The 25,079-nt window shown below is 54.7% G+C and carries 22 protein-coding genes and 1 pseudogene; 11 read left to right on the top strand and 12 right to left on the bottom strand.

Translation table 11 applies throughout. From position 1 onward, the window contains the following. Window positions 1-334: 334 nt before the first annotated feature. From M504_RS22175 to M504_RS19165, 4 genes are read right to left on the bottom strand one after another with little or no spacing between them, the layout of a single operon-like run. A complete protein-coding gene (locus M504_RS22175) occupies window positions 335-2,461 on the bottom strand; it encodes an FUSC family protein (RefSeq protein ID WP_198137706.1) in 2,127 nt (708 codons plus the stop codon). 8 nt (window positions 2,462-2,469) lie between these two features. Next, on the bottom strand, window positions 2,470-3,669 hold the full coding sequence (locus M504_RS19175; RefSeq protein WP_047497283.1) for a biotin/lipoyl-binding protein: 1,200 nt from the start codon (window positions 3,667-3,669) through the stop codon (window positions 2,470-2,472). A 25-nt stretch (window positions 3,670-3,694) separates the two neighbouring features. Beyond that, the gene (locus M504_RS19170) at window positions 3,695-4,003 is read right to left on the bottom strand and encodes a YtcA family lipoprotein (RefSeq protein WP_047497282.1); all 309 of its coding nucleotides are present in this window, start codon (window positions 4,001-4,003) and stop codon (window positions 3,695-3,697) included. After that, window positions 4,000-5,385, bottom strand: a complete 1,386-nt coding sequence (locus M504_RS19165; protein WP_198137705.1) for a TolC family protein — start codon at window positions 5,383-5,385, stop codon at window positions 4,000-4,002. The genes M504_RS19170 and M504_RS19165 overlap by 4 nt, the downstream gene beginning before the upstream one ends. 281 nt (window positions 5,386-5,666) lie before the next feature. On the opposite strand from M504_RS19165, the gene M504_RS21575 reads away from it, so the two are divergent. Continuing rightward, complete coding sequence (locus M504_RS21575) at window positions 5,667-6,563, top strand: AraC family transcriptional regulator (RefSeq protein ID WP_052201064.1); 897 nt, start codon at window positions 5,667-5,669, stop codon at window positions 6,561-6,563. 84 nt (window positions 6,564-6,647) lie between these two features. Here M504_RS21575 and M504_RS22395 read toward each other — a convergent pair whose 3' ends face one another. From M504_RS22395 to M504_RS19125, 5 genes and pseudogenes are all read right to left on the bottom strand, one after another. Beyond that, complete coding sequence (locus M504_RS22395) at window positions 6,648-7,304, bottom strand: LUD domain-containing protein (RefSeq protein ID WP_047497280.1); 657 nt, start codon at window positions 7,302-7,304, stop codon at window positions 6,648-6,650. A 33-nt stretch (window positions 7,305-7,337) separates the two neighbouring features. Then, window positions 7,338-7,658 (bottom strand): annotated as a pseudogene (locus M504_RS21925) (radical SAM protein); the annotation flags it as partial. An 857-nt stretch (window positions 7,659-8,515) separates the two neighbouring features. Then, window positions 8,516-9,451 (bottom strand): NAD(P)-dependent oxidoreductase, encoded by a 936-nt coding sequence (locus M504_RS19135; RefSeq protein WP_047497273.1) that lies wholly within the window; start codon window positions 9,449-9,451, stop codon window positions 8,516-8,518. Between the two features lie 42 nt (window positions 9,452-9,493). Further along, on the bottom strand, window positions 9,494-9,901 hold the full coding sequence (locus M504_RS19130) for a cupin domain-containing protein (RefSeq protein WP_047497271.1): 408 nt from the start codon (window positions 9,899-9,901) through the stop codon (window positions 9,494-9,496). A gap of 53 nt (window positions 9,902-9,954) precedes the next feature. After that, window positions 9,955-10,425, bottom strand: coding sequence for a carboxymuconolactone decarboxylase family protein (locus tag M504_RS19125; RefSeq protein ID WP_047497269.1), 471 nt, complete (start codon window positions 10,423-10,425; stop codon window positions 9,955-9,957). Window positions 10,426-10,522: 97 nt separating this feature from the next. Between M504_RS19125 and M504_RS19120 the strand changes: the two genes are divergently transcribed. From M504_RS19120 to M504_RS21920, 3 genes are all read left to right on the top strand, one after another. Further along, complete coding sequence (locus M504_RS19120; RefSeq protein ID WP_047497267.1) at window positions 10,523-12,007, top strand: PLP-dependent aminotransferase family protein; 1,485 nt, start codon at window positions 10,523-10,525, stop codon at window positions 12,005-12,007. Window positions 12,008-12,202: 195 nt separating this feature from the next. After that, the gene (locus M504_RS19115; protein WP_047497265.1) at window positions 12,203-12,562 is read left to right on the top strand and encodes a cupin domain-containing protein; all 360 of its coding nucleotides are present in this window, start codon (window positions 12,203-12,205) and stop codon (window positions 12,560-12,562) included. A 107-nt stretch (window positions 12,563-12,669) separates the two neighbouring features. Further along, on the top strand, window positions 12,670-13,449 hold the full coding sequence (locus tag M504_RS21920; RefSeq protein ID WP_156994028.1) for an SDR family oxidoreductase: 780 nt from the start codon (window positions 12,670-12,672) through the stop codon (window positions 13,447-13,449). A gap of 1,123 nt (window positions 13,450-14,572) precedes the next feature. On the opposite strand, the gene M504_RS22170 is transcribed toward M504_RS21920, so the two are convergent. Beyond that, window positions 14,573-14,899: a hypothetical protein gene (locus M504_RS22170; protein WP_156994026.1), complete on the bottom strand. Its 327-nt coding sequence runs from the start codon at window positions 14,897-14,899 to the stop codon at window positions 14,573-14,575. Here M504_RS22170 and M504_RS19100 point away from each other — a divergent pair. From M504_RS19100 to M504_RS19090, 3 genes are all read left to right on the top strand, one after another. Continuing rightward, a complete protein-coding gene (locus M504_RS19100; RefSeq protein ID WP_156994024.1) occupies window positions 14,888-15,586 on the top strand; it encodes a hypothetical protein in 699 nt (232 codons plus the stop codon). The genes M504_RS22170 and M504_RS19100 overlap by 12 nt on opposite strands. Beyond that, a complete protein-coding gene (locus tag M504_RS19095) occupies window positions 15,583-16,362 on the top strand; it encodes a hypothetical protein (protein WP_052201063.1) in 780 nt (259 codons plus the stop codon). Before M504_RS19100 ends, M504_RS19095 begins: the two co-directional genes overlap by 4 nt. A gap of 95 nt (window positions 16,363-16,457) precedes the next feature. Next, window positions 16,458-17,147 carry an Abi-alpha family protein gene (locus tag M504_RS19090; RefSeq protein WP_047497257.1) on the top strand — a complete coding sequence of 230 codons (690 nt, stop codon included), beginning with the start codon at window positions 16,458-16,460 and terminating at the stop codon, window positions 17,145-17,147. 382 nt (window positions 17,148-17,529) lie between these two features. Here M504_RS19090 and M504_RS19085 read toward each other — a convergent pair whose 3' ends face one another. After that, window positions 17,530-17,871, bottom strand: a complete 342-nt coding sequence (locus M504_RS19085; RefSeq protein ID WP_047497255.1) for a hypothetical protein — start codon at window positions 17,869-17,871, stop codon at window positions 17,530-17,532. 629 nt (window positions 17,872-18,500) lie between these two features. Between M504_RS19085 and fdhF the strand changes: the two genes are divergently transcribed. Genes fdhF through M504_RS19065 form a run of 4 tightly spaced genes read left to right on the top strand, consistent with a single transcriptional unit; the run spans window position 18,501 to window position 23,423 of the window. Further along, window positions 18,501-21,584 (top strand): formate dehydrogenase subunit alpha, encoded by a 3,084-nt coding sequence (gene fdhF / locus M504_RS19080; RefSeq protein WP_232296370.1) that lies wholly within the window; start codon window positions 18,501-18,503, stop codon window positions 21,582-21,584. Further along, window positions 21,584-22,027 (top strand): DUF1641 domain-containing protein, encoded by a 444-nt coding sequence (locus tag M504_RS19075; protein WP_047497253.1) that lies wholly within the window; start codon window positions 21,584-21,586, stop codon window positions 22,025-22,027. Before fdhF ends, M504_RS19075 begins: the two co-directional genes overlap by 1 nt. A gap of 36 nt (window positions 22,028-22,063) precedes the next feature. After that, complete coding sequence (gene fdhD / locus M504_RS19070; RefSeq protein WP_232296369.1) at window positions 22,064-23,011, top strand: formate dehydrogenase accessory sulfurtransferase FdhD; 948 nt, start codon at window positions 22,064-22,066, stop codon at window positions 23,009-23,011. A gap of 37 nt (window positions 23,012-23,048) precedes the next feature. After that, window positions 23,049-23,423 (top strand): hypothetical protein, encoded by a 375-nt coding sequence (locus M504_RS19065; RefSeq protein ID WP_047497251.1) that lies wholly within the window; start codon window positions 23,049-23,051, stop codon window positions 23,421-23,423. Window positions 23,424-23,699: 276 nt separating this feature from the next. Here M504_RS19065 and M504_RS19060 read toward each other — a convergent pair whose 3' ends face one another. Continuing rightward, window positions 23,700-24,764 (bottom strand): 3-deoxy-7-phosphoheptulonate synthase, encoded by a 1,065-nt coding sequence (locus M504_RS19060; RefSeq protein WP_047497249.1) that lies wholly within the window; start codon window positions 24,762-24,764, stop codon window positions 23,700-23,702. Window positions 24,765-25,079: the final 315 nt, after the last annotated feature.

The raw sequence follows: 25,079 nt of genomic DNA, 5'->3' as shown, positions 1-25,079 counted from the left end.
CTCATCCCTATCCCGCAGCTGGACGGCTTCAGCCATAAGGTTCTTTGCGAAAGGTGACATTTCAACGACCTTGCATTCACGTGGCATGGTCTGGGACAGCTCCGGTCCAAAATCGAGACTCTGCATCTCGACAACATCTATCATGCGGAGGTCGTGTTCTACCTGAGCCGGGAGCCACAATCCATGATTAGTCGGAACGCTCCACGTTCGATTGAGAGTGGTAACAATCGCCACGCCTGACAGTGGGCAAAGGATCTTGCTTCTACGTCGGCAATTGTTCCCGTCTTGATGCGCTGGCGGGGAGATCGTCAAACTGCTCATCGGGATCGAGGCGCTAACCCATTTGTGTGGATTCGAACCATGAAGCTTGAAGCTGCTTCTGAACATGGAGCGCCAAGTCCAGTAACGAAGAGGAGAGACGCAGCTCTGTGACAGGGCTGACATCATCACCTTCATGAGCTTCGCGGGCCGCTTCCTCTATTGCATGCCGAAGTTGCTTGTCTGCCGACTCAGCAGTCTCGATGGAAACCTCGGGATACTGTTCAATGGTTTGCGCGGCTTTTAGGAGGATCACTGAACACCGATTTTTCACATCAGCGATTAACTTAGTTTGTTGCTGCGTGCCGGCTGTTGCGTTGTGCTGCAGCAACCCGGCCTTCACAAGAAGAAACGCGCGCAACTGGGGAAGAAAGGACTCCACGCAGTGAGCCATGAAGGTCTCCTCACGGTTTTTGGGAAAGGACTCAAAGGCTGAGAGGTCGGAGAGGGTACGAATCTTGTCGAAGTTCCGATTCACATCTTCGCACTCAGCCTGAAGGCGACTTAGTTCGCGAGATGGCTCAGCGTCGTTCGAATAATCGAGTCTCACAATGTCTTGAATCGTCATCACGAGGACTGGCCGCATCGTTTCTGTCGCCGAGCGCGACCATACGTGATCGAAGAAAAACCACATCGCGACGATGCCCAGAACGATGCCGAGGATCGCATCGCGTGCTGGGACGAGTGACGTATTCAGGGTAAAGCGGTTGAGGTTCGTGAGATCGTAGGCCAGGACAATCTGAAACCCAAGGTAGGCGAGGCGCGGGCTTGATGTGGCCACCCAGGCTCCGATGGCAATTACGAAGGCAAAGAGGATTGTGAACTCTGCAAGCGAATCGAGCCGTGGCAGAACCAGCGTCTGCGCACCGAAGCCAAGGATGCAGGCTCCGACGAAGAAGCCGGCGAATCGGAGCAACTGCTTATGTCTTGTCGCCCCTGTGTTGGTAAGAGCCGTCAAGATGCAGGTTGTGACAGACCCCGCCAGAAACATCCATCCAACACTCATATAAAAGAGGTAGCAAGCCATCGCGCTCAGGGTTCCACGAATTGCAAATCTCAGATGCTCGGGATTGCTAAGAGCATCATCCCGAAAGACGGCGATCCCCGGCCCTTCGCCCGGTTCGGGCAAGTGGTGATGCGGGATCGGGTCGCTGTCTGAGAAGCTGTCGGCTATGAGATGAACGTTTCTTCCGATTTCTCCGAGCGTGGGATGTATGCGGTCATCATCATCGCCTGAGAAATTAAGCCAATCCGGGGCCTCTTCCCGAGCAAGCCTCAAACGAATCCCTGCAATATCCTGCGCAATGGAATCGCAGCGAACCGCATCGGAAGGCGACAAAGGCCAGGCCGCCTCCCCGAGATTCACGCAGAGCTCCATTAGCTGTCCTGACAACGCGGTTACCGTTGCAAGCTGCACCTTGTAGGAGGTGTCGTAGGTCGAATGGGCAAGGTGTTCGCGAATCTCGCCCGTGCCTCTCGTGCCGTAACGCCCTATCTGGACTCTGATGGAGGCAATGTTCGCATCGGCATTGCCTCCCTTTCGCAACAGTGTCTCCGCAAGGATGAGACGCTGTTGAATGCCATCAAGGACGGCGTCCGAAGGATGTATTTTGGCGAACAAAGTTTCGATCAGAGCCGAGATCACGCATCCCATCAAGATGGAGAGCAGTGTGTATAGCGTGAGCGTCACACGTGTCGCTGGCGACGCACCCGAATCCCAGATAGTCATCGAAGAAGCGATCAACACACCAAGAGCTACAGCCGCGTCATAGAGCTTCATCGCGCTGATGAGATAGAAAACTGCGAAGAGATTCGCCATCAACCAAAAGAAATGGAAAAATGGAGAGCCTGCAAAGAGCATCGCACCGATGATGATTTCTATGGCACCCAACGTACAGGCAATCGACGTGCGCAACGCCGCTCGCCGTGTTGCTCTTGGGCTGTCGCGTGAAAGCAACAATGGATAGTAGGCCCCTAGCGCTGCGGCGGGGATGCGGAAGACCATTACCAGCACCATTACAGAAGTGCAGGCGAGCACGATTCTTAGTATCAACGAGAACCTGCCCGGGTACAGGGCAAGCTCTGCACGAACTACGTCGACGACCCGGCCGAGGGACGGGAATGCTTGAAGATTTCTTGACATCGCATTCCTCATCGAACGATGACGTTCGCAACTTGCCCAACGCGCATTACCGAAGGCGGCGGATCGATGATGCGGATGCGTACGGGGTAGCGCGACGCGAGTCTGACCCAGTTGAGCGTGCGCTGTACATCGGGCAGACCCGAAGCCAGCTTTCCGACAACATCCGGATCTGGTGTGACACCGTGCCCGATGCTCTCGACGGTTCCATGCAACCTAGTCTTCGAATCGGACATCAGGTACACATCGACCGACTTACCTGGAGTGATTTTGCTGAGCTGCGACTCGCGGAAATTCGCGAGTGTCCACCAAGTGCGGCTGTCGATCAGTGTGAACAGTTGCTGGCCAACCTTGGCGTACTGTCCCTCAGAAATCGTCAAGTTCGTAACCAAGGCATCAAACGGAGCCACGACACGACATTGCTCGTAGTTGTAGCGCGCCAGCCTGACTGCTGCCGCGCGACTTTCTCTTTGCGCAACCAGTGGAGCGAGGACCAGAACGGAATGTTTTGATTCGTTGACCTGGGCTTCAGTCTGCGTCTTTTGTGCGACTGCTTGCTGCCGCGTCGCAGTCGCAACAAGCAGCCTTGCTTTGGCCAGTGACAGTTGCGAATCTGACCTCTGCACTGCCGCGCTCTTCGCATCGGCAAGCGTTCGAGCGCGGTGCACATCGTCCGTAGTAACAAAGCCTTTCGCGAGCAAAGGCTCGATACGATGCAGGTTGCCGGAAGCGTACTCCGAGTCCGCACGGGCTTGCGTGACTGCCGCTTCTGCCTCAGAGATCGCAGCTTCACTCGCGTGTATTTCGTTATCAGCGCGGGCCTCGTTCGCCAGAGCAGCCTGCGTTGCGGCCTTCGTAACGTCAACGTGGCTAACCTGCGATGAGATATGTCGTGATTCGTTTTCGATGAGGCCTTCGAGCTGTTCCTGCGCTGCGAGTGCATTCTGTAACGCATAGAGGTAGGGTCGATCGTCGATCTTGTAAAGCAGCGTACCCTTCTTGACCAACTCGTTATCGTGCACAGCAAGCTCGGAAACTGGCCCTTCGACCAGCGGCGCTATTCCGATAAAGTTAGCCGTGACCTCGGCGTCGTCTGTCCTCGGGTAGGCCGTTACGCTGTGCGCGACCGCTACTCCTGAGATCAATGCGCACGCACAAATGCCTGCACTAATGAGGGTGCCACGGGGTGTTCGTTGCGATGGTTGGTTCATTCCGTTCAAGGGACTCAGGGCCTCACTAGTTAAAGAAGATGATCCAGAGCGTGCAACTCAGGAAGCTGGTCAGGCAGGTGTAGACAACAGGCAGCGGCCATAGCTCCTTCACGATCTCTGCTTTGGTGAACATTGCATGGACAGCGGCCGTCAGGCCTGTCGCGACCGCGAAGCAGATAATCCAAGCCGGGAAGTACGAGCCGAGAAGATTGAATGTCGGTGCGTTGGAACAACCGCTTAGGCTGAGGACAGATAGCGTTGTGAAAGTCAGCGTGACGCACTTTCCGATCGAATTATCAAAGTTCCTTCGATTCAGCAATGGATTGATCTTCATGGGGTGTTACCTTTCGGATGTTGCGCGAGCAGGTCGCCGGTCCTGAAGGCGAGACCGGTAAACGACTGCAAGACTCGTGTACGGGCAGTGACATCAAGAGCTCTAGCCCGTGCAAGATCACGCTCCGCGTTCAAGACATCAAGTAAATTGCGTACGCCATCCTTGTACGACTCGACCGAGGCAGAATGGGACTCGGCGGAGGCCGCAAGCAGCGAAGCCGCGGCTTTACGTTGTTCCAGCGCCGTGACTGCCTCCTGATAGCTGGCCCATACACGTTCACCGATCTGGTCCTCGCGCTCATGAACGGCGTTCTTTGCTTCGGCCTCCTCGGCTTTGGCTTGGGAGATACGGTTCTCGCGCCGCAGGCCATCGAAGATCGTCCATTTGAGCGAGAGAGCGGTCTCGTACGTTCGGGTCTGGGCGTACGTCCCCGGATAGGTCTTTTGCTGTCCCCACGCGCGAACCCAACCGCCCTCAGCTTCGAAGCTCAGCGTAGGGAAGTAAGCCGAGGTGTAGCGAGTCACTTCGGCATGGGCAGCTTTGACCTTTGCCTTTTCGGCCAATAGGTCTGGGCGCTGCTTGTACGCGTTTGCGATTGCGTCCTCTACGGACTGATCCAAGGCATTGGGGATGTGAAGGTCATCGAGTCCTTGGACCTTGAAGGCATGAACGGGTTGTGCTGCGATGGCTGTCGCCAAATCGCCAAAGGCAGTCTTCTCCGCTCCAATCGCACTCTGGAGATCGTAGTTTGCCTTTTCTCGTTCCGCACGGGCTTCGAGAAGATCTGGCAGTGTCGCGAGACCATTGTCACGTCTCTCCTGCGCAGCTTCTTCAAGAGCCTTCGCGTCAGTGAGATTCACTTCCGCCGCCGCCCGTAAGCCGCGTGCGTTTAGAAGAGCGTAGTAGGCCTGGCTCACCTGTTGAATCAGTTGCAGGTGCGTGTCATTGAAGCTCAGATTCGCAGCGACGAGCTTCGCCTGTGCTGCCGTGATTTCAGACCGGCGAGTGCCGAAGTCAATCAAGGTGTAATCAAGATGGACTGCAGTAGCAAAGAGGCCGATATCTTGGACGACGAAGGTGTTATAGAGGAGCGGCGGCAGGTTGTAATTTTTGCCCGTAGCGAATGCGAACAACGTTGGGTAGAGCTCGCTTTTTGCGATCCCGACTGCGGCGGCACTCGCCTTCGCGTGATTCCAAGACTCCCTAGTCGTCGGATTATTCGATTCCGCAATATCGATCAACTGTCCGAGCGTGTACGCATCGGCTGCATCCATCTTCACCTCATCGTGCGTAACGATGGGTACGTACTTCTTCAGTACCGTCGTAGTTGGCTGCCAAGGCGCATTTGGGAGACTTGGGGCATGTTGGCTCCAAGCCTGCATGCTTGCCGAGGCAAGCGCAAGTAGGATGATTGGCCGCCACGTCGGGCTAACTTTGGATATGTCTCTCGCAACAGGCATCACATATACAAGCTTCTCGAACGACCAGCAGAACGGTCTTGTAGGATAGTGCTCTTGCTCTACATTGAGAGAGATATATCCATCCTCTGCATTGAGATTTGTGTCATAGAAGCAATGTCCCGTCCTGTTAAACTTAAGCTGTGAGCCAGATCGCAGATGTCGATAAGGGCAGCGCACAGCAAGTCCCGGTCTCTATGAGGTCGATGGCGCACGAGGTGACCGTGCGCTCCCAGGACGCGAGGCCGATGCGGCCAGAAGACACGTCGCGAATCTGGCGCCATCCGGGGCTCGACAATGTCGAGATGTTGCAAGGTTCATACCAGAAGTACGAATTCGCCCAGCACTTTCATACTGTTCCTGCGATCGGTGTTGTCGACCGTGGAACGATGAGTATCTATTGTCAAAGCTCAACCCATGTTCTTCCGATTGGAACGGTATTCTTACTCAATCCAGGCGAAGTTCACGCCCCGAAACCTGCAACGGACAGTGGTTGGGGATTCCGCGTTATCTACCTTGAGAAGGAGTTCTTTCAGAACCGATCGGACGATTTCGGCTCTGGAGTTCCTCAATTTGCGCAGCCGTTTGTCCGGGATGCAGCTCTCGCAACGAGCCTGCTGCGACTGCATAGCAAACTGGAGAGAGACGCGGACCCTCTCAATATTGAGAACGACTTGGCGGATGTGTTCTCTCGTCTGAGCGAACAGTTCGTGGCTGAGCCAACAAGCGACTCGGTCATCTACGGCGAGCGAAGCAAAATCCTCCGCGTCAGAGACTATCTCAATAAGAACTATTGGAAGAGCATCAGCGTTGACGATATGACTGAGATCGCTCAACTCAGCAGGTTTCACTTGATGCGGACATTCCGTCGACGCGTGGGACTGTCTCTTCACGCCTACCTGACACAGATTCGAATTGAAGCGGCGAAGAAGTATCTCAGTGAGGGAGCTTCGATTGTGGACGTCGCGAGTGAAATCGGATTTACCGACCAGAGTCATTTCACACGCCACTTCAAAAAAATCACGGGCGTGACGCCTGGACAGTACCTCCCGCAGTGGCGTCCGAACCGATGCGGTGCTCAGAGTCCCGTCAGCGTGAGATGATGCTCATTCTCCTCCGACCCATCTCCTCCGCGGCCGCTGCGGAGGAAGCAACTTTCCAAGTCTCGTTTCGAATGTATGTAGTTCCTACACGATGACGGCCGTCAAACGGCGCGGCCCGTGTACACCACGAACGCGCGTCATCTCGATGTCACTTGTGGCTGAGGGGCCGGCGATGGTCGTGATAGGCGATGTCCGCCTCGTGATGCGCGTGATCGCCTCTGCGATCGTCTCCACCACCTGATCCTTGCGAATCACGCAGATGTGATGATCGGGCAGTAGCGTTGCCGCCCTGCGACCCTGTTCGTCGCCGTGTTCCAGAATGATGGTGCCGCTCATCGCGACGGCGACGGTGCAGCCTGTAAGAACGGTGCGTGGCTCTTGCAATAGCTGTAGTGGAAGGTTCTCGTCGCGCCGAATCTCAAGGTCACTAGAGGGCAGCCAGTTCTCGGTCAGACCGGTTGGCACCAGCAGCAGTGTCTCATTCGAATCGCGCATGGCTTGCAACACTGCATCGGCAATGCCAGCTGCATTCGTAAAGACCAATTCGCTGTCCCAGTCGCGCAAGCGGTCGTAGAAAAGTTCCAACGTCTCTCCATGGTCCAGCGTCCCAGTGCGTTGGTACGTCCTCAGAATCCGCGCATAGGCGGCCTCCGCCGACTCTGTCGATAGATCTTTAATGTCCGGGTCGGCTGCGAGCTGACGGCGAACCGTATCCAATACTTTGAAGCGCACTTCGCTCATCCCTTGCTCTCTCGATTCTTCTTCCACCACTCGCGGACAGTCTTTGACCATCAGGATTTTTCCGTCTCGTTCGACAATTTGAGCTTTGATCTCTCCGACGTTCTGATTCAGAAGAATTTCGTGCGGTGGCGGGCCGTCCCCAATCTGTTTGCGGATCTCTCCGGGACACATTTCAGACAGAGCGAGTTGGTCGTCCGTGGCTAGCTAAGCGGCGGCTTCTCCTTCTGATAGCTCTTCAGGAGCGGCTTGTCACTCCACTTCGGAATGAATCCGGGGTTGGGGCTGATTGAGTTGAGCTTGTTCAGAAAACGTGCAGTCCAGCTGTGCTCCAAGGGGCAGAGCATTCTCAAACATTTTTGCCTTTGGCATCGATTGCGGCTCTAGTACCGTGATGCCAAGAATGGACTCAAAGCCCGCTGGGTGTCTTGTATGAAAGTGCGCCTTGCATCTTCGCCGCTGTCAAACGACGCCCTTCTCGCCGCAGAAGTAGCTTTCTACTAATTGACCCCATAAACGCTCACGTTCTTGTCAGCGGGTTACGAATTTGCCCGTGCTCTGGAATCCCACGCGAATCGGTCCGGACTCCGGAGAGAAAGAAGAAACGCGGAGCCAGCAGCGGCGAAGACCGAAGCATCAAGCGGTGACTTCGATCCAGATGCCATAACCATCGAGACTCCGAACGACAGGAGTAGGAGGCCGCTGAGGCTAGCTATCGCTCTCGCGTGGAATCCCAGAAGCAGACACAGGCCAAATCCTATTTCTAGGAATGTCGCGAACCATCCAAGAAGGTTGCTGAAAGCAACCGGAAAGATGGCGGTGAGCCGATGCGTGTATCCAAGGAAATGGATCATGTCGCCCCAGGCAACACCGGCCGAGCCATGTGGACCCCATACTCCGAATCTGTCAGCGACAGCCGACAAGAAGCCTGCGCTCAGAGCAATTCGCGCGAAGGCAACGATGAGGTCTTCGAGCAATGACGATTTTGGGACCTTCATGACTGGGACTCCAGTTCGGGAACAGATGAAGTGGGTTGTTTGCGTTCTGCACTGAGCAGCCGGACTCTTAGCGACTGGTTTGTCGCTAAGAGGTCGGCCACGCAGATTTGGAGTTGTCTGACCTGCTGGCGGAGTTGATCGGCCTCATTCCCCGCCGTTGCTAAGCTCGTCTCATGTTGCTCAGTACGCATCGCAGTGGTTTACCTTTCGATACGTCTAATTCGCCGGAATCGATGCGCGTAAGGGGCTGAGCCATTCGAGGCGGCGGGGCCGGAAGCAAAGATCCACTCTTGCTTTGTCGTTGCGTGCCCCTTTCAGACCGTTGTGATAGAAGACCGCATCAGGCCCCATCGTCTTGAGTGCTTCTTCCTCACTGACGCGCGGAGGAACCGGAGCCCCAACATAGCGAGCGAAAGCAGGCAGCCATTCGGCAACCGATACTGGATCGTCATCGACGATATTGTAGACGCCTGGCTCCGCGTGGAGAGCGGCAAGAGTTGCTACCGCAGCGTCCTGAACGTGTATGAATGAGTTCACGGCGCGGCCATCGCCGATCAGCGCGAGTGAGCTCTGTCGAACCAGATCAGCGGCTCCTCCGTCTGGTGTGTACCAAGTACCGGGCCCGTAGAAGAATCCATAGCGAAGGGCCACACCTTCGATTCGCGAATCGCTGAATGCACGAGTCTCTAAGAGAGTCAGCATCTGACACCCAAGAGAAATATCGGGACTGGAGTTCACTTGAAAGCCATCAGCTTCCGTAGCAAGTTCGCCGTGCTCCGGCTTTAGATAAAAGCCGCTCGACTGTTGCACGTACCTCTTCGCACCAGCCGCGATCGCAGCGGAATGTAAGTTACCGCCGCCTTCAATTCGGAGCTTCCTATCCTGGGGGAACGCTTTGGGTAGATCAGCTAAATTCTTCGGCAATGACGTGAGGAGGTCCACCACGACATCCGGAGCTGCGCGTTGCACGGCTTCATGTACAGCTTCCTTGTCGAAGGCATCGACCTGTACGAAGTCAATCGTGCCACCACTCCTTTTCGCCTGCGATGCCGCTGAACGAGCCATTGCCGTGACGTGGTGTCCATGCTCCACGAGTTCTTTTAGAAAGGGCACCCCGAGTGCTCCACTTGCGCCTGCAACAAAAACTTTCATCGTTTTCTCCTAGTAGGGCCGTACTACGCCCTCTGTTGTTGCTTAGTGCCGATCATGAGAAGTCGCATCAGGGGTGATGACAACCGTAGGCGGAGCCCCTGCGTCTTTCACGAAGAAGACCAAAAGTTTCGCGGGTTTGCTCTCACTAAGGTTTCGGCTTGGTAGGTGTACGTCCGAGGGAGCTTCGTAAAAGCTCTGTCCTGCATGAAGCGTCAGCGGAGTCTTGCCCTCAATCTGCGTAATGATGTCCCCCTCGAGAACGTACGCAAACACAGCAGCGTTATGTCGATGACTCGGCACGGTTTCACCGGGGGCAATGTCGACCGTGATCATCAGCCCTTCCTTCCCCTCGGTTCCGGCTAAATCCTTCTTAAGGAGTTCCGTAACGCTACCGACCTGTGCAGCGTGGCCTGGTAACGCGAGGGTTAGAGCAAGAAGTAGTTTTGTCATGGTGAATTCCTTTCAAAGTAGGTGCGGAGTTCCTGCAGAAGAATGAGGGATATTTACTCGCGCTTCTTCGCGTGCGGATCATAGCTTCCAGGACACATGCGGAAACCGATCGCAATGCGGTTCCAACCGTTGATCGTGTTGATCCCAACCGTGAGGTTGACGAGCTCTTCTTCACTGAACTCACGACGTACCTCTTCGTAGACTTCGTCAGGTACGTGGCCGACGGTGATGAGAGTAAGCGCCTCCGTCCAAGCCAGCGCCGCTTGCTCGCGTTCGGTAAAGAACGTTGTTTCTCTCCACGCCGAGAGAGCGTAGAGACGTTGCTCCGACTCTCCGTTCGCGCGTGCATCCTTCGAGTGCATGTCGATGCAGAACGCACAGCCGTTAATTTGCGACGTTCTCATGTAGACCAACTCGATAAGCGAGGGCTCAATCTTCGAAGCCTTCCGCACAAAGCCTTCCATTCCAAAGAGTGCGCTGTAGGCTGATGGTGATGCCTTCGACGGGTCCAGTCGTACTTTCATTTCGTCCTCCTAGAAATGAGGCTATAGTTGGTTGGACTAGGCCAACAGTCCATATTGAGCCTAACGAATGGTCCATCACTCCGAATGGCGGTGTCATTTGCCGAAGACAGAAACATTTCAAGATCTAGTTCTTGGGGAACGGAAGACGCATCAAGAGCTTTGGCGCTGGCTTTACACAGAGCTTCGCTCTGCGATACTCGATGGCCGACTGAAGGCAGGAACACGTCTACCGTCCACAAGAAACCTGGCGGATCAATATGGACTGTCGCGTGGCACAGTCGTTGCTGCGTTTGATCAGCTGCGAGAAGAGGGCTATGTGTCTTCGGAACTCAGCGCCGGAACGTTTGTGGCGTCCGCTCCTGCTGCCAAGGAGGACACGGTTCCGAAATGGAAGGTCGCTGGGAAAACTACGTCACGCGCAACGCTGGGCAGGCATACCAAGGGGTTGTTCAACCCCTCGTTTGTGCTTCCGAGTTCACGCTCTATCGGCATGGCGTTCAGAAGCTATGAGCCAGCAATCGATCTGTTTCCCGTAGACCTCTGGGCACGGGTGGCGGCGCGGGTCTATCGAAATGCTCCACGAAGTCTTTATGGTCAGGGCGATCCTGCGGGTTATCAGCCCCTACGTCGTGCCATTGCGGAATACGTTGGCAGATCGCGCGGTGTGAAATGCATTCCCGAACAGGTCGTCGTCACCTCAGGTGCGCAGCAAGCTTTGGATCTGCTCGCACGTCTTCTTCTTGATGCGGGAGACGAAGTGTGGATGGAAGACCCTGGCTATCCAGGTGCATCGCAAGCCTTCCACGCAGCCGGAGCCAAAGTGATCCCAGTTCCGATAGATTCTGAAGGGTTGCAGGTGGGAAAGGGGATTGAATTGGGGCCACGTGCGCGAGTCGCCTACGTGACGCCAGCGAATCAATTCCCATTGGGTACAGTAATGTCTGCGAAGAGGAGAGTCGAACTCTTGGCCTGGGCAGTGCGATCAGGGGCCTGGATCATTGAGGATGAATACGACGCCGAGTATCGGTATTTTGGGAAGCCGCTCGCATCCTTACACAGCGTGGATGCGTCAGGTTCCGTCCTGTATGTCGGCACTTTCACCAAGATGCTTTTCAATGCGCTTCGACTAGGGTTTGTTGTACTCCCTGAGAGGCTCGTTGAAACCTTTGAAAGGGCGCGCAGCGTCGTAGACAGACACCCAGCGACCTTGGAGCAAGCAGTTCTCGCTGAGTTCATCACCGAGGGGCATTTTGGCAATCACGTTCGAAAAATGCGCCAAGTCTACGCAGAACGGTTGCATTCCCTCACGGAGGCAGCCTCCGGCCGTCTAGCGGAGAATCTGGAAGTGGAAGCTGCAGCGGCTGGGATGAGGACAATCGCGTGGATCAAGCCGAAGCTCAGCGACCGAGTCGTTGCCGAGCGGGCTGCGCGTTTTGGACTTGAAGTCGTTCCGATCTCGACGTTCACGGCCCAATACAAACAGAAGCCTGCCCTCATGCTGGGATTCGCGGGGTGTAATGCAAACGAAATCAACCGTGGCGTTGAGGTTCTGGAAAAGGTCTTTAGAACCATCGGACAGTGATCGGTCCAGATGCTATAGGGAGGACACAGGCCTGAAACGACGTCGAAGGGAGTGGGTCTGAAGCATCCCGCAGGAGTTCGTGATCTGCTGCAATGGTCTATTCCAGAACTCCAATATGGTACAGAAAGCTAGACCAGTGATAAGTACCCTCTTTAACTGGAGGACATTCACTTGAGAAGGCTTTTTCTACTATTCATGTTTTGCATTGCTCCAGTGGCCCTTGCACAACGCGCGGACGTGCAACCGCTCCTATCGAAAGACCTATCGGGCATTCCCGGCAAAGAGGGCCTGATGGTCAAAGTCACATTCCCCCCGGGGCACAGCGACGGTCTGCATCGGCATAATGCGCATGTCTTCGTCTATGTTCTCGAAGGCACGGTCGTTATGCAACTCAAAGGGAAACCTTCTGTAACTCTGCATCCAGGCGACACGTTCTATGAAGCCCCAGACGATATTCACCTCGAAGGCAAGAACGCAAGCGCCACGTCCCCCGCTACATTCATCGCGTTCTTCGTCAAGGACAAAGGCGCTCCTGTCGTTACTCCGGTGAAGTAGACAGCCGGGACGACGTAGAGTCCTGCAGACTGACGCGCGTGAGGCTGAATCGCGGTAGGCGCTTCCGGCAGCAGTCTGCATGCATTGCCAAGTGGGAGAGTGAACTGATGTCGGCAAACTATGTAGTGACCGGGGCGTCGGGCGTTCTAGGTGCGGCGTTAGCGGTACGGCTGAATGAGAGCGGATTGGTGCCCAAGGGGCTCGGGCGGAAGCCGAAACCTCCTGGATTCGTTGGGCACTGGCTCCAGTGCGATCTAACAGACGCGGCAAGCGTCGAGTCTTGTCTTGCCGACGCGGACGTCGTAGTTCACTGCGCCTCAAGTCCTTTAGAGCCGGAAAAAGATCGCATCACCATGCGGAATCTCATCGCTGTCGCGAGACGTACACGATGCCATATCGTGTACGTGAGCATTTGCAGTATGGAATCGGCTGCGCCCTATAACGACTACTACAAGTCGAAGTTGTCGGACGAACGCGATCTCGAGTTGAGTGGCATCTCGTATGGAATCGTGCGGATCGCTCAGTTTCATCCTTTCGTGTCACGCCTCCTCTCGCACCTTGTGGTCGGACCAATCATTCTGGCTCCGAAACTGCAGTTCCAACCGATCGACGTTGCGTTCGCAGCTGAGGTGCTTTGCAAGTTTGCTATGGATCGTAAAGAGGGGCGTTCGCCAGATGTTCATGGACCTCAGAGCTTCACGCAACGTGAACTCATTCACGCATGGCTTCGCGGCAACCGAATGAAGAAGATTGTGTTGCCTTTTCCCCGCATTGGCAAGCTGAAACAACTTGGCCGGATTGAACCGGTGGAAGGATTATCAGGCGGAAGAACGTGGCAGCAATGGCTGAGGGAGGAAGAGGGAAGCCCAAGCCCTTACACGTGGTAGTCCGGTTGAAGTTGAGTACGGCCTCGTTCTCATTGAATTGATCCGGGCCCCACACTCAGTTGGACTGAAATACCCGCGCTGCTCCTACTTTTCCAAGCCGCAACGCGGGTGATGTTTGTGGCGTTCTCCAACACAGCATGTCATTGAGCGAGGTGATTCACTTCACCAGACCATTTAACTTGGCGAAGGGGTCGTGGTGAGGATCACTGTTCCATTCATATTCTGCACCGCCAGCAACGTTCACAACGGCGTCATGTCCGAACAACCTCTCGATCAAGCCAAGAGCCATGTCTGTGCCGGCTGAGATGCCCGAGGACGTGAAGTACTTTCCATCTTCAACCCACCGGGCTTGAGGAACCCATTAGATCACATCCAAACAGGTCTCAAAGTCCCATTCTCGATCAACTCCACGATCTAGCGAGTTGAATGAGTGCTTTCCTAATCGCGGTCTCATGATGGGCAGAAAATCCCAGCAGCACACCCTTCGGGTCGAGACGCTTCAACGTGTAGCGGTCTATACCAATGACCTCAACTCCTCGTGCAGCAGAGGTTTTTCTGCTTGCCGCGATGTCGAGTCCCGCCCGAACATTGGAGATTTCAAACATTCCGCCAAGGGATCGTCCATTCGTTCAAAGCTTCCTAGGGCTTAAGGACGCTCGAAAGAGCGATGCGCTAGTGCAGTTCGTCTTCGATTCCTTCGAAAACTTTGCTGTGCAGCCCGATTGTGGGACCAATTGTCAGACAGGGCAAAGAACGCCCTGAAGATGAATTTGTGGAATGGTAGCCCTATGGCACTTTGGTACGACACTGCCTCGTTGATGCCCATGGACATCCGCTATGGAGATTGGGAGGTAGAGAGGACGGGCTGGTTCTAAGCCAGACCTGTGTAGTGGTGCTAGGTCAGGTTTGGTAACAGACTCGTTTCTCCTCCAAACGGTTCTCCTTGGATCGCCATCGCCGATTGGAATGGTCATTTCCCGACGATGGCTAATTGCGCAAGGAGCTTAAGATGCGCGTAGAAATATTCCTCACAGAAGAAAATAAAGGACTAACGGCGTTTCGACCCGCTACCGTAACAAAATAAATAACGATAACAATAAAAAGGTTATCGTGATATTTTTGTTTACGTATGGATGCTTACGCCCAACTCGAACGGTATCTGCTTCAGATCGCTGGAGATCGCGTCTGGCTCCAACACCTGCCTGCGTCTGCCGCGCGGCAGCTCCCTCTCTTCATGCGGGAGAAGTTCGCTCTCGCAGAGGGAGACCTCTTCGGGAAGAGACTCTTTTTTGCCATTGAGAAGCCTGATGTACGGGATACCACCGAGGAGGTGACCGCGACCGGCATTACAAAAGAACTGCAGGTCCTTCGCCGCGCGCTGGGGAGTGAGGTTGCCCTCGTGCTCCAGCCAGTGCTCGCTCACGTCCGAAATCGGCTCGTGCAGCAGCACGTCCCCTTCATCGTTCCCGGAACACAGATGTTCCTTCCTATGATGATGGTCGACCTCCGAGAACAATACGCGCGACGCGGCACCAAGCCGCTGCAGCAGCTCTCCACTGCAGCACAGTTGATCGTTCTGTACCATTTGGTGCGGCAGCCGCTTGACCAGGTGCCGCAGGCCACCATTGCCGATTTTCTAGGGTACTCCCGTATGGCGATCAGCAGAGCTAACGAAGAGCTCCAGAACGTCCGACTCTGTGAGCTCCGCCGTAGCGGACGCGAGGTATATCTTGAGTTCCTCGGAGCGCCACGCACGATCTGGGAGACTGCCGAGCCCCTACTCAAAAGTCCCGTACGCAAGACGCACTGGATACATTGGCAGAAGAAGCCAAAGGACATCCCTCTCGCTGGAACAACAGCGCTCGCCAAGCTGACCATGCTGAACGAAGACAGCGTACCAACATTTGCAATCCGGGAACGGTTCGTCCAGGCAGCATGGAGCGCTGGAAGGTTCAGCCTCGCCCCTGGACGAGATGGCGCGGATGCGCGTCTAGAAGGCTGGGCGTACGATCCCGCTCTACTCTCCCCGCGTGGCGACACTGTGGACCCATGCTCACTCTACCTATCTCTGCGCGCAAACGCCGACGAGCGAGTGCAGAAGGAACTTCAATATCTCCTCGATAAGGTAATCGTATGATTCGTGGTCTCGACACATTTAAGGAACACTTCGCCGCGTTTCCCGATTCCTATCTCATGATTGGTAGTGTCGCCTGTCATGAGTGGTATCAGGCACTGGGCTGGGAGTTCCGCGCCACCAAGGACCTCGACATTGTCATCCTCATCGAAGCTCTGACCGAGGAGTTCGTGGAAAGATTTTGGCAGTTCATCGAATCAGGAAAATACGAGATTCGTCAGAAGGCAGATGGTGGTCGCGTCCTGTATCGTTTCGCCAAACCGCAAGAAGACGGATATCCCGCGGTGGTCGAAGTCTTCAGCCGCAAACCGGAAGGCATTACGCTTTGGGAGTCGCAAACCATCGTCCCGATTGCTCTCGATGAGGCAGAAGCGAGTCTCTCCGCCATCCTCCTCGATGATGTGTACTATCAGCTCATCCTCAATCATCGCGTCCCGAACTCTGACCCTTCCGTGGTATCCGCTCTGGCTCTCATCCCGCTCAAAGCGAAGGCGTGGCTTGATCTCGTACACCGCAAACAAAACGGAGAAAGGGTAGATCAGAAAGACATCGAAAAACATCGTGCCGATGTCTTTCGCCTGGCTGCGACATTGACCGGCGATGCCGGTCCGCAGATCGATCCGCGCGTGCAGGACGACATGAAGCAATTCCTCGCGGGCTTTCCAGCCGATGACCCCGATTGGGTAAACATCCTATCTGCGCTCCGTGCGACGCTTGGCAACCGAGCGCCCGCTCCTGCATCGCTCCTTGAAGCTATCCGTGAGACCTTCCATCTCTAAGCCTAGACAGTAGGTCTCCAGCGATTTCAAACCTCTCGGTTCGGATTATTAAAATGGCGTCTCTGCAGTCGTAGGATTACGTGACTGGAGAAAGTATGAATCCTGACGAGATAGTGAAGGCGGGATCGCTCGTAGCAAAGAGTGCAGCAGGGCTGGGGATAGCCATCCCTTTTACAGGGGTCGTGAAGCGAATGCTCGGTCCGGCATCAGATGAAATTGCTGAAATGATGCGCGATCAGATTCGTCTTTATCGATACGAGCGACAACTCGCCTGCGTAGAAAAAGCTGCAAAAATGGCCGAATCCGCGGGCATTAAGACGGGGCCAGTTGCCCCGAAAATCTTATTTCCGCTTCTCGAAGGTGCATCGTTCGAAGAGAATGAAGAAATCCACACGATGTGGGCCACTCTATTAGCCAATGCCGCTTCTTTGTCGGGTGTGGACGAGGTGCGTCCCGCATACATAGCCATGTTGAAACAACTGGCGATCGATGAGGCGCGACTCCTCAATGAATTGTTTTCGATATATGAAAACCGCAACATCAACGGGAAAATACCGCGCACAGAGTTCGATCTGGGGGAAATGCAGACTGCATACATCGCCGGTTTTCCCTCACAAGACGACTCGAATTTCTATGTTTGTGTTGCGAACCTCGAAGCCGCAAATCTCATTGCGAAAGTTGAATACAGTACGATTGCAATGATCGGTAGTTACTGCCTTACTTTTCGAGGGTTTGCTTTTGGCTCTGCTTGCCGAGCGCCGCGCAAGGTAAGTGGAGACCAGTAACGCACTACCGATTCCCGACCAAAAGTTCGACCTTCCGCTGTAGTGGCAGGCTATCGACGCGCGGAGAGCAACGCTCGATCAGCTGAGAGGGAATGCCGCAGATTGAAAACCTGCTATAGGGCGGTCGTCGCAGATCCTCTAATTAAGATTCTTACGCGCTCTGCGTGCGCTCTGTTTATTCGTTGTGGGCCGTTTTGCATGGTCTAGAGTGTCATCCGCTGACCTGCATGTTGTTCAAACTACGTTATCGTGTTGATTCGATTCCTACAGCGTCCACCTTGGTCGAAAATACTGCATTCCGGTCGAAAAATGTTCGGAAACGACCTCTTCGGTCGAAAAACGTTCGGAAGGGCCGCTCCGAGCAAGATGGAGGCGATCTGGCTCAAAATCCAATGTCTGATGCGGCTTCCGGTTTGTGCAACAGCTTGTTGCACGAACTCGGCTCGCTGCCTCCACGAACGAAAAGCCTCGCTTTGAGAGGCTGAATTGCCACAACCCAAGGATGAAAATCATCCGACCCGAACTCATCCTCTCCATCGTCGTGGATCGGGAATCCGAGGACCACATTATCCGTGAACATCTTGACAACGTGGGGCGCTTCTTTCATTCCTGACGCGCTGAACTCTTCATAGTCGATAGCGAGATCAACCTTCGCGTCATTCAGCGCGTTAGTGAGTTCAATCAGCAGCTCATTTGCTTTTCCGTTCGTTGTCGCCTGCTTCACACATCCGCGCTGAACTTCAAGATGTCGAGATATACAACCCAGGAATGACGCATCGACGGTTTACCGATCGAGGTCTCATAAGGGCTTTGGAGCGCGATTGTGTCAATACTTAAACCTTACTCGCTTCATTTCCAGGAAGGATTCGCTCCTCTACGCGCCGCAGGGAGTTCGCGGCATTCGTGGCACGACATCGTGCAGCGAGTGTCGCTCGTCAATTCATCAGCACACGCCATGAATGGTTGATGGGAAGCCGTGACTGGACTATGTCACGATGAACTTTCCATCCCCTCCAATCGAGGAAGCAACTAATGTCTACTGTCGTGGCAATATCGCTCGACACAATTCCCGACATCGTCTTCAATGCGACCGTCAAAGAACACAAGTCGAGAATCGTCGACAGAGAGAGAGTCGAGCAACGCCTATCTATAGCTTTCTATAGGTGACAGAGGCTCGTGGTCCATGATTCATTGGGCGGAGCCGTGCTGTGGGCGCTACTGCCGGACGTTGGAAATCGATGATGGTGAATACTGCGGCCGTCGGTAAATCCCGACCGCACGCAGGGAGCCTCTCACTTATCCGATGCATACATGTAGACGGCGCATATCATGGCAATGTGGTGGGAGGGACCGATGAGCTTGCCAAAATCTGAAGTTGTTGGCGCAGTAGAGCCAAGTCAGCGTATGTTCCCTGAACAAAAGTTTTCTGCGTTTCGGCCAGTATCCACCGTCCCCCAGGAAGTTTTGTTTGTGCTGGATGGGAAGCAGATCGTGGCGCATACCGAGGATCTTCTAATCGATTCAATTCTGAATGAGAAGGATCTACCTCACATCTGCTATCACTCTCGCCTGATGGGCCCAATCGAAACCTGTGACACATGTATGGTTGAGGTCGACGGGGAGATCGTTCGCGCCTGCGGCACGAGCATCAAGGCTGGGATGAATGCCGTCACCGATACTGCACGTGCAAAGGCTGCGCGGATGGAGGCTCTCGACACGATTCTTGGCAACCACATGTTGTATTGCACGGTATGCGATAACAACAACGAGAACTGTCGAGTCCACAACACGACGAGATCTCTCGGAGTAGAGCATCAGAAAATTCCTTTCACACCGAAGCCATATGAAGTGGATATGTCCAATCCCTTCTATCGCTACGATCCTAGCCAGTGCATCCTCTGTGGCCAGTGTGTTCAAGCGTGTCAAACCGTACAGGTCAACGAGACGCTCTCGATTGGCTGGGAGTTGGATCGTCCTCGCGTGCTGTGGGATGGAGGAATGCAGATCGGAGGGTCGAGTTGTGTCTCATGCGGACAGTGCGTGACTGTCTGTCCTTGCAATGCCTTGATGGAGAAGTCCATGCTCGGCGAGGCCGGCTACATGACGAATCTCCCGCATGCGGCCCTCGATAAGTTAATCGATGTCGTAAAGGAGATTGAGCCTGAAATGGGCTACGGTGTGATCATGCAGGTCTCAGAGGTAGAGGCCCACATGCGCGAGTCTCGCATCAAGAAGACCAAGACAGTCTGCACGTACTGTGCGGTTGGTTGTAGCTACGATGTCTGGACGAAAGACCGCAAGATCCTCAAGGTCGTTCCAGCCCATGGCGACTCCAATCAAATCTCGACCTGCGTGAAGGGCAAATTCGGATGGGACTTCGTCAACCACGAAGATCGCCTGAAGAAGCCTCTTATTCGGGAAGGAGACACATTCCGTGAAGCATCCTGGGAAGAAGCTCTCACACTGGTGGCGTCGAAGTTCACTCAGATCAAAGCTGAAACAGGTCCGGACTCTTTGGCAGTCATCGCATCGTCGAAGACAACAAATGAGGAGATTTACCTGATGCAGAAGTTTGGGCGTCAGGTGATCGGTACGCAGAATATCGACAACTGTTCGCGGTACTGCCAGTCTCCCGCGACTACTGGCCTCTTCCGAACTGTCGGCTATGGAGGTGACTCCGGTTCCTTTGAGGATCTCGTTTTTTCGAGTGTGATTCTCATCGTTGGCGCAAACTCGGCGGAAGCCCATCCCGTGCTCGCAGCGCGCATGAAGAGGGCACACAAGTTCTTCGGCACGAAGCTGATCGTTGCTGATCCTCGGAACAACGAGCTGGCACAGCGTGCCGACCTACACTTCCGCCCTCGACCCGGTACCGATCTGGTCTGGCTTTCCGCGATGAGCCGATACATGTTCGATCACGGCCATGCAAAGCTGGACTTCATCGAGAAATCGGTGAACAATCTTGAAGCTTTTCGACAGAGCCTAGAGCCCTTCACCCTGGAATATGCCTCCCATGTATGCCAGATTCCGTTGGCAACACTTGAGCAACTTGCAAAAGAACTCGCGGCGGCTAAAACCGTGGCGATTTGCTGGGCCATGGGTGTAACGCAGCACATCCGTGGATCGGACACATCAACCGCCATTTCGAACCTGCTGCTGACGACGGGCAACTATGGACATCGTGCCGGCGGCGCATATCCTCTACGCGGACATAACAACGTGCAGGGTGCAGGCGACATGGGAGCGGCGCCAAACTTCTATCCGGGCTATCAAGCGGTAGATGATCCTGCGGTCCGTGAAAAGTTTGAGAAGAACTGGGGAGTGAAGCTCCCTGCTGATCGTGGAATGGACAACCACCAGATGGTGGAAGCTGCGATCGAAGGTAAACTTCGCGCGATGTACATCGCTGGTGAGGATATGATCGGGGCGGATTCCAACTCCAATCACGTAGCCAAAGCATTTGAGAAGCTGGACTTTATGGTGCTGCAGGATATCTTTTTCACCGAGACCTGTCGTTATGCAGATGTGATCCTCCCAGCAGCCCCCGCTCTCGAAAAAGACGGCACCTTCACCAATACGGAACGTCGCATTCAGCGTCTGTACCAAGCTCTCCCGGAGCTAGGAGATGCGAAGGCGGATTGGAAGATCACTCAGGAGATCGCGCGGCATATGGGTGCGGATTGGAACTACTCGCATCCCTCCGAAATCTTAGCGGAAATGGCATCCCTGAGTCCTATCTATGCTGGTGCAAGCTATGCACGGCTGCAGGGCTATGACACACAGCAATGGCCGATTTCGGAAGAGGGCGTGGATCAGCCAGTTCTTTATCTGAATGGCTTTCCTTTTCCAGATGGGAAAGCACGTTTCTATCCTGTCTCCTTCGTTGAGCCTCTCGAGCAGCCTGATACCGAGTTCGATTTATTCCTGAATAACGGTCGGCAGCTTGAACACTTCCACGAAGGCAACATGACCAATCGTGTTCATGGAATTCATGAGGAAACCCCCGAGCGCTACGTCGAGATCTCGCCAGAACTCGCGCAGGAACGCGGTGTGGAGTCGGGACGTTGGATACGGCTCACCAGTCGACATGGCTCCATCAAGATCAAGGCTCTTGTGACGTCTCGTGTGGAGGGCCGTCAAGTATATCTCCCTTTGTTGTCGCAGGAAGGGCCGGTGAATGTCCTGACAGGCTCTCATGCGGACGATGCGACCAACACTCCCGCGTACAAAGAAACTGCCGTGAACTTGATGGTTCTGGAGGAGTTGGGGAACAGCCCCCTCAACCCATTGAACTTTCGCGCTAACGGAAGGCCCACACCGCAAATGGGTGTCGAAGTAGAACGCAAGTGGAAGCGAAAGGATTATCACGAACCCGGCGCGCCGCAGTTAGTCACCATTCAGAGCACCAACGGTCACAAGAAAGGAATGGAAGCCTAATGGCAAAGGCAGTGGAGTTTCGCCATTTCAAGCCTGCCAACTCGCGGGATGACCTGATTCGTCGCATCGAAGCAGCCCCTCAAGAACACGCGGACGCGATCCTGGAGGCATACGATCTGCTTGAGAGTCTCCACGAGAAAGGCATCCTGTCTGCTCTGAATGGAGCTCTTCGGGCCAGCGATACGGTCATTGAAAAAGTGACGGATGTTGTTAGTTCTAAGGAAGCTGTCAACGCAGTGCGTATTGGTCTGCTGTTGGGGAATCTTCTCAGCGCAGTGGAAGTGGATCGCGTCCATACGCTTCTGACATCTCCGGAAAAGAAGGCTCCATCTCTCATTTCGCTCGTCGGCACAATGAACAATGAGGATGTGCGGCGGGGAATGTCAGTCGGGCTCTCTCTACTGGGAGTGTTTGGCGCCGCTCTCGCTCGCACTGAGAAGTAGTCCGCATCCGTAAGAAGCGTTACTCAGGAGTAAGGTATGGCGGATCATCTGGTTCTACCGAGGGAGACTGAAAGCTCCAACCCCATGCCACTCAAGACGCTGCCGATTGCAGGTACCAGGCGCCGAGAGATTCTTAAGGTGGAGGCCAATCAGTCTGCTTTCGTCTCGGACGCTTTGGCAGTCGAAGAGCCACTTGAGATCAAGCTTGCTTACGGACCGAGCAACAATCGAACGGTTAAATCCATTGCCGTGACGATGCGTACGCCCGGAAACGATGCGGAATTGACGATTGGGTTTCTGCTGACAGAAGGCGTGCTTCGAGAACCAGATGATATTGAGCGCATTACCGTAGCCGCGCGAGCGCCCGAAGTAGAGCGAGAGAGCGACGCTGATGACGAACTCGTACATGCGAGAAACTCCATACTCATTGAACTGGCGCCGGACGTAGAAATCTCACTCAATACCCTGGAGCGCAACTTCTACACCACGTCGAGTTGTGGGATCTGCGGCAAAGCGTCACTCCTGGCCCTGCGGAGTGTTTGTCCCCCTCGGCGATCCAATGCCTTCGACATCGCCGCGAGTGTTCTCCTGAGCGTGCCCGATCGTTTGCGCAGAGCCCAAGGCAACTTTCAGCAGACGGGCGGACTTCATGCCGCGGGACTCTTCGATCGCGAAGGGAACTTACTCTCCCTGCGTGAGGACGTAGGGCGGCATAACGCGGTCGACAAATTGCTCGGAGCCGAATTTCTTGCGGACCGAACTCCGCTGGTTCAGCGACTGTTGCTTCTTTCTGGTCGAGCTAGCTTCGAGCTGCTACAGAAAGCGGTCATGGCCGGGATTCCAATGATTGCTTCGGTGGGTGCCCCTTCAAGCCTCGCAGTGCGCGTCGCAGAGCAATTTGATGTAACCCTCATCGGGTTTCTTCGCGAGAACCGGTTCAATATCTACCATGGGGCGGATCACGTGATGGGACTTGAGGTTTAGGTCGAAATCAACATCATTGGGCTTGAGGAGGTCCGCTATGAAGCTTCGCATCAAGGGGGATTCAATTCGTCTCCGTGTCTCTCGCTCCGAACTTCAACGTCTCAGGGACGGACAGGTGATCGAGGAAACCGTTCACTTCCCAGGCGGCGACCTTAGATACGCGTTGGGCTCATCCCCGCAGATCGATGCGACGACCGCGAGCTTTCGTGATGGCAGAATCACATTGGTGATCTCTAGCGCTGAGTTGGCGATGTGGTTGAACGAACAAGAAGTCGGTATCTACACCAGCATCCCAACTGCTCCTGATCGCCAGCTAGAAATCACAATTGAGAAAGACTTTGCCTGCCTTGACCGCTCAGACGAAGATAACAGCGACACGTTCGTAAATCCGCATTCTGGAGTCGCCTGCTGATATTGATCAACAGGGCCGTTTCTTAACAGAAGCCTCTATTGCATATTCCGCTTGGAAGACCTCTTCGGCTTGCACTGTTGCTGGCTTGTCTACCCTCAGCATCCATTAGGAGAACCGATGAAAGTTCGCTGGAGACTTGCCATAACTTTCGCAGCGCTTGCATGCCTAGCTTCGGTCAACGAGAAACTCCGAGCTCAGACATACCAACAAGCGGATATGCGCAATCGAGGCGATGTGCCTCTAGCACTCTTGCGATTTTCATGTGATGTTTCCGATCTATGAACGATGCTTCCGACGTTCCTTTACGGCATCAGCAAGCTCCTGGAGAAGCTCCTTAGTCTCCGGCCAGTCGATGCAGGCGTCTGTAATGCTCTGACCATAGACAAGGGCTTTGCCGTTCACAAGTGACTGTGCTCCGGCAACCAGATTGCTCTCAATCATCACACCTATGATGCGTCGTTCGCCTCCTGCCACCTGGGCGGCGACATCGTGGCATACGAGCGCCTGCTTGTGATGATCTTTACCGCTATTTGCATGGCTGAAGTCGATCATGATGCGAGGTTGTACCTTGGCCTTTTCCATCTGGTCGGCCGTCGTCGCTACGGAGGCAGCTTCGAAGTTGGTGACGTTGCGACCGCCGCGCAGAATGATGTGGCAATCTGGATTGCCGGATGTGAGCAGGATCGATGCCTGACCGGTCTCGGAGGTGCCGAGGAAGGTGTGCTCGTGGCTAGCCGAGAGGATCGCCTCGACTGCAATCTGGACGTTGCCCGAAGTGCCGTTCTTGAAGCCAACCGGGCAGGAGAGGCCACTGGCAAGCTGGCGATGAACTTGGCTCTCCGTGGTGCGCGCACCAATGGCACCCCAGCTTACGAGATCCGCAAAGTATTGCGGCGAGATCATATCGAGAAACTCAGTCCCCGCGGGCACGCCCATCTCCGCAAGGTCCAGCAGCAGGGCTCGTGCCATGCGAAGGCCATCGCTGATGCGGAAGGATTCATCGAAGTAGGGGTCATTGATGAGGCCCTTCCAACCCAGGGTCGTACGCGGTTTCTCAAAGTAGACACGCATCACAATCAGCAACTCGTCCGAAAGCTCAGCGATCGCCTTCTTCAGGAGGGAAGCGTATTCACGTGCTGCTTTGGTGTCATGAATGGAGCAGGGACCGACTACGACAATGAGGCGATCATCAGTCCCATTCAGTACGTCGGCCAACTGGCGGCGGCCTTCGAACACTGTGCGCGCGGCTTCGTCCGTAACGGGCATCTCGTCCTCAAGAAAGATGGGAGGGAGGACGATTCGGCTGGACTTAATACGAAGGTTGTTTGTCTGGTATGTCATAGCAGCTTAAGTCAGAATACTAAGATGCCAACCGGCCTGATACAGTCGGTGGAGTTCGATGAAAACACAATCGCGGTGGGCTGTTACTTGCTTCGCATGACGTAACTGCTGTTCGACCACTACCCCCCAAAATTAGCAACTGCCGAACGGGCTAATTTCGGATGATCCCCCGATCTGTTGGGTCGGATTCAATCACTTCAATGAATGGGGCGATGCACTGCGTTGCCGCAAGCGAAACCCGCAAAGAATAGGGATGATGATAGAACGGACCCGGAGTCGACGTGTTCCATGTCCTGCGATATGGACACTTCGCCG

It is taken from the genome of Terriglobus sp. TAA 43 (assembly GCF_000800015.1).
Classification (GTDB): domain Bacteria; phylum Acidobacteriota; class Terriglobia; order Terriglobales; family Acidobacteriaceae; genus Terriglobus.
The sequence above is the reverse complement of the archived record's forward strand: the minus strand, read 5'-3'. Positions and strand labels throughout refer to the sequence as shown.

Excerpts from the sequence above, each read along its gene's own strand:
- M504_RS22175 (WP_198137706.1), bottom strand. The coding sequence starts at position 2,461 with ATGTCAAGAAATCTTCAAGCATTCCCGTCCCTCGGCCGGGTCGTCGAC.
- M504_RS19175 (WP_047497283.1), bottom strand. The coding sequence starts at position 3,669 with ATGAACCAACCATCGCAACGAACACCCCGTGGCACCCTCATTAGTGCA.
- M504_RS19170 (WP_047497282.1), bottom strand. The coding sequence starts at position 4,003 with ATGAAGATCAATCCATTGCTGAATCGAAGGAACTTTGATAATTCGATC.
- M504_RS19165 (WP_198137705.1), bottom strand. The coding sequence starts at position 5,385 with ATGCAGGCTTGGAGCCAACATGCCCCAAGTCTCCCAAATGCGCCTTGG.
- M504_RS21575 (WP_052201064.1), top strand. The coding sequence starts at position 5,667 with ATGGCGCACGAGGTGACCGTGCGCTCCCAGGACGCGAGGCCGATGCGG.
- M504_RS22395 (WP_047497280.1), bottom strand. The coding sequence starts at position 7,304 with ATGAGCGAAGTGCGCTTCAAAGTATTGGATACGGTTCGCCGTCAGCTC.
- M504_RS19135 (WP_047497273.1), bottom strand. The coding sequence starts at position 9,451 with ATGAAAGTTTTTGTTGCAGGCGCAAGTGGAGCACTCGGGGTGCCCTTT.
- M504_RS19130 (WP_047497271.1), bottom strand. The coding sequence starts at position 9,901 with ATGACAAAACTACTTCTTGCTCTAACCCTCGCGTTACCAGGCCACGCT.
- M504_RS19125 (WP_047497269.1), bottom strand. The coding sequence starts at position 10,425 with ATGAAAGTACGACTGGACCCGTCGAAGGCATCACCATCAGCCTACAGC.
- M504_RS19115 (WP_047497265.1), top strand. The coding sequence starts at position 12,203 with ATGTTTTGCATTGCTCCAGTGGCCCTTGCACAACGCGCGGACGTGCAA.
- M504_RS21920 (WP_156994028.1), top strand. The coding sequence starts at position 12,670 with ATGTCGGCAAACTATGTAGTGACCGGGGCGTCGGGCGTTCTAGGTGCG.
- M504_RS19095 (WP_052201063.1), top strand. The coding sequence starts at position 15,583 with ATGATTCGTGGTCTCGACACATTTAAGGAACACTTCGCCGCGTTTCCC.
- M504_RS19090 (WP_047497257.1), top strand. The coding sequence starts at position 16,458 with ATGAATCCTGACGAGATAGTGAAGGCGGGATCGCTCGTAGCAAAGAGT.
- fdhF (WP_232296370.1), top strand. The coding sequence starts at position 18,501 with ATGAGCTTGCCAAAATCTGAAGTTGTTGGCGCAGTAGAGCCAAGTCAG.
- M504_RS19075 (WP_047497253.1), top strand. The coding sequence starts at position 21,584 with ATGGCAAAGGCAGTGGAGTTTCGCCATTTCAAGCCTGCCAACTCGCGG.
- fdhD (WP_232296369.1), top strand. The coding sequence starts at position 22,064 with ATGGCGGATCATCTGGTTCTACCGAGGGAGACTGAAAGCTCCAACCCC.
- M504_RS19065 (WP_047497251.1), top strand. The coding sequence starts at position 23,049 with ATGAAGCTTCGCATCAAGGGGGATTCAATTCGTCTCCGTGTCTCTCGC.
- M504_RS19060 (WP_047497249.1), bottom strand. The coding sequence starts at position 24,764 with ATGACATACCAGACAAACAACCTTCGTATTAAGTCCAGCCGAATCGTC.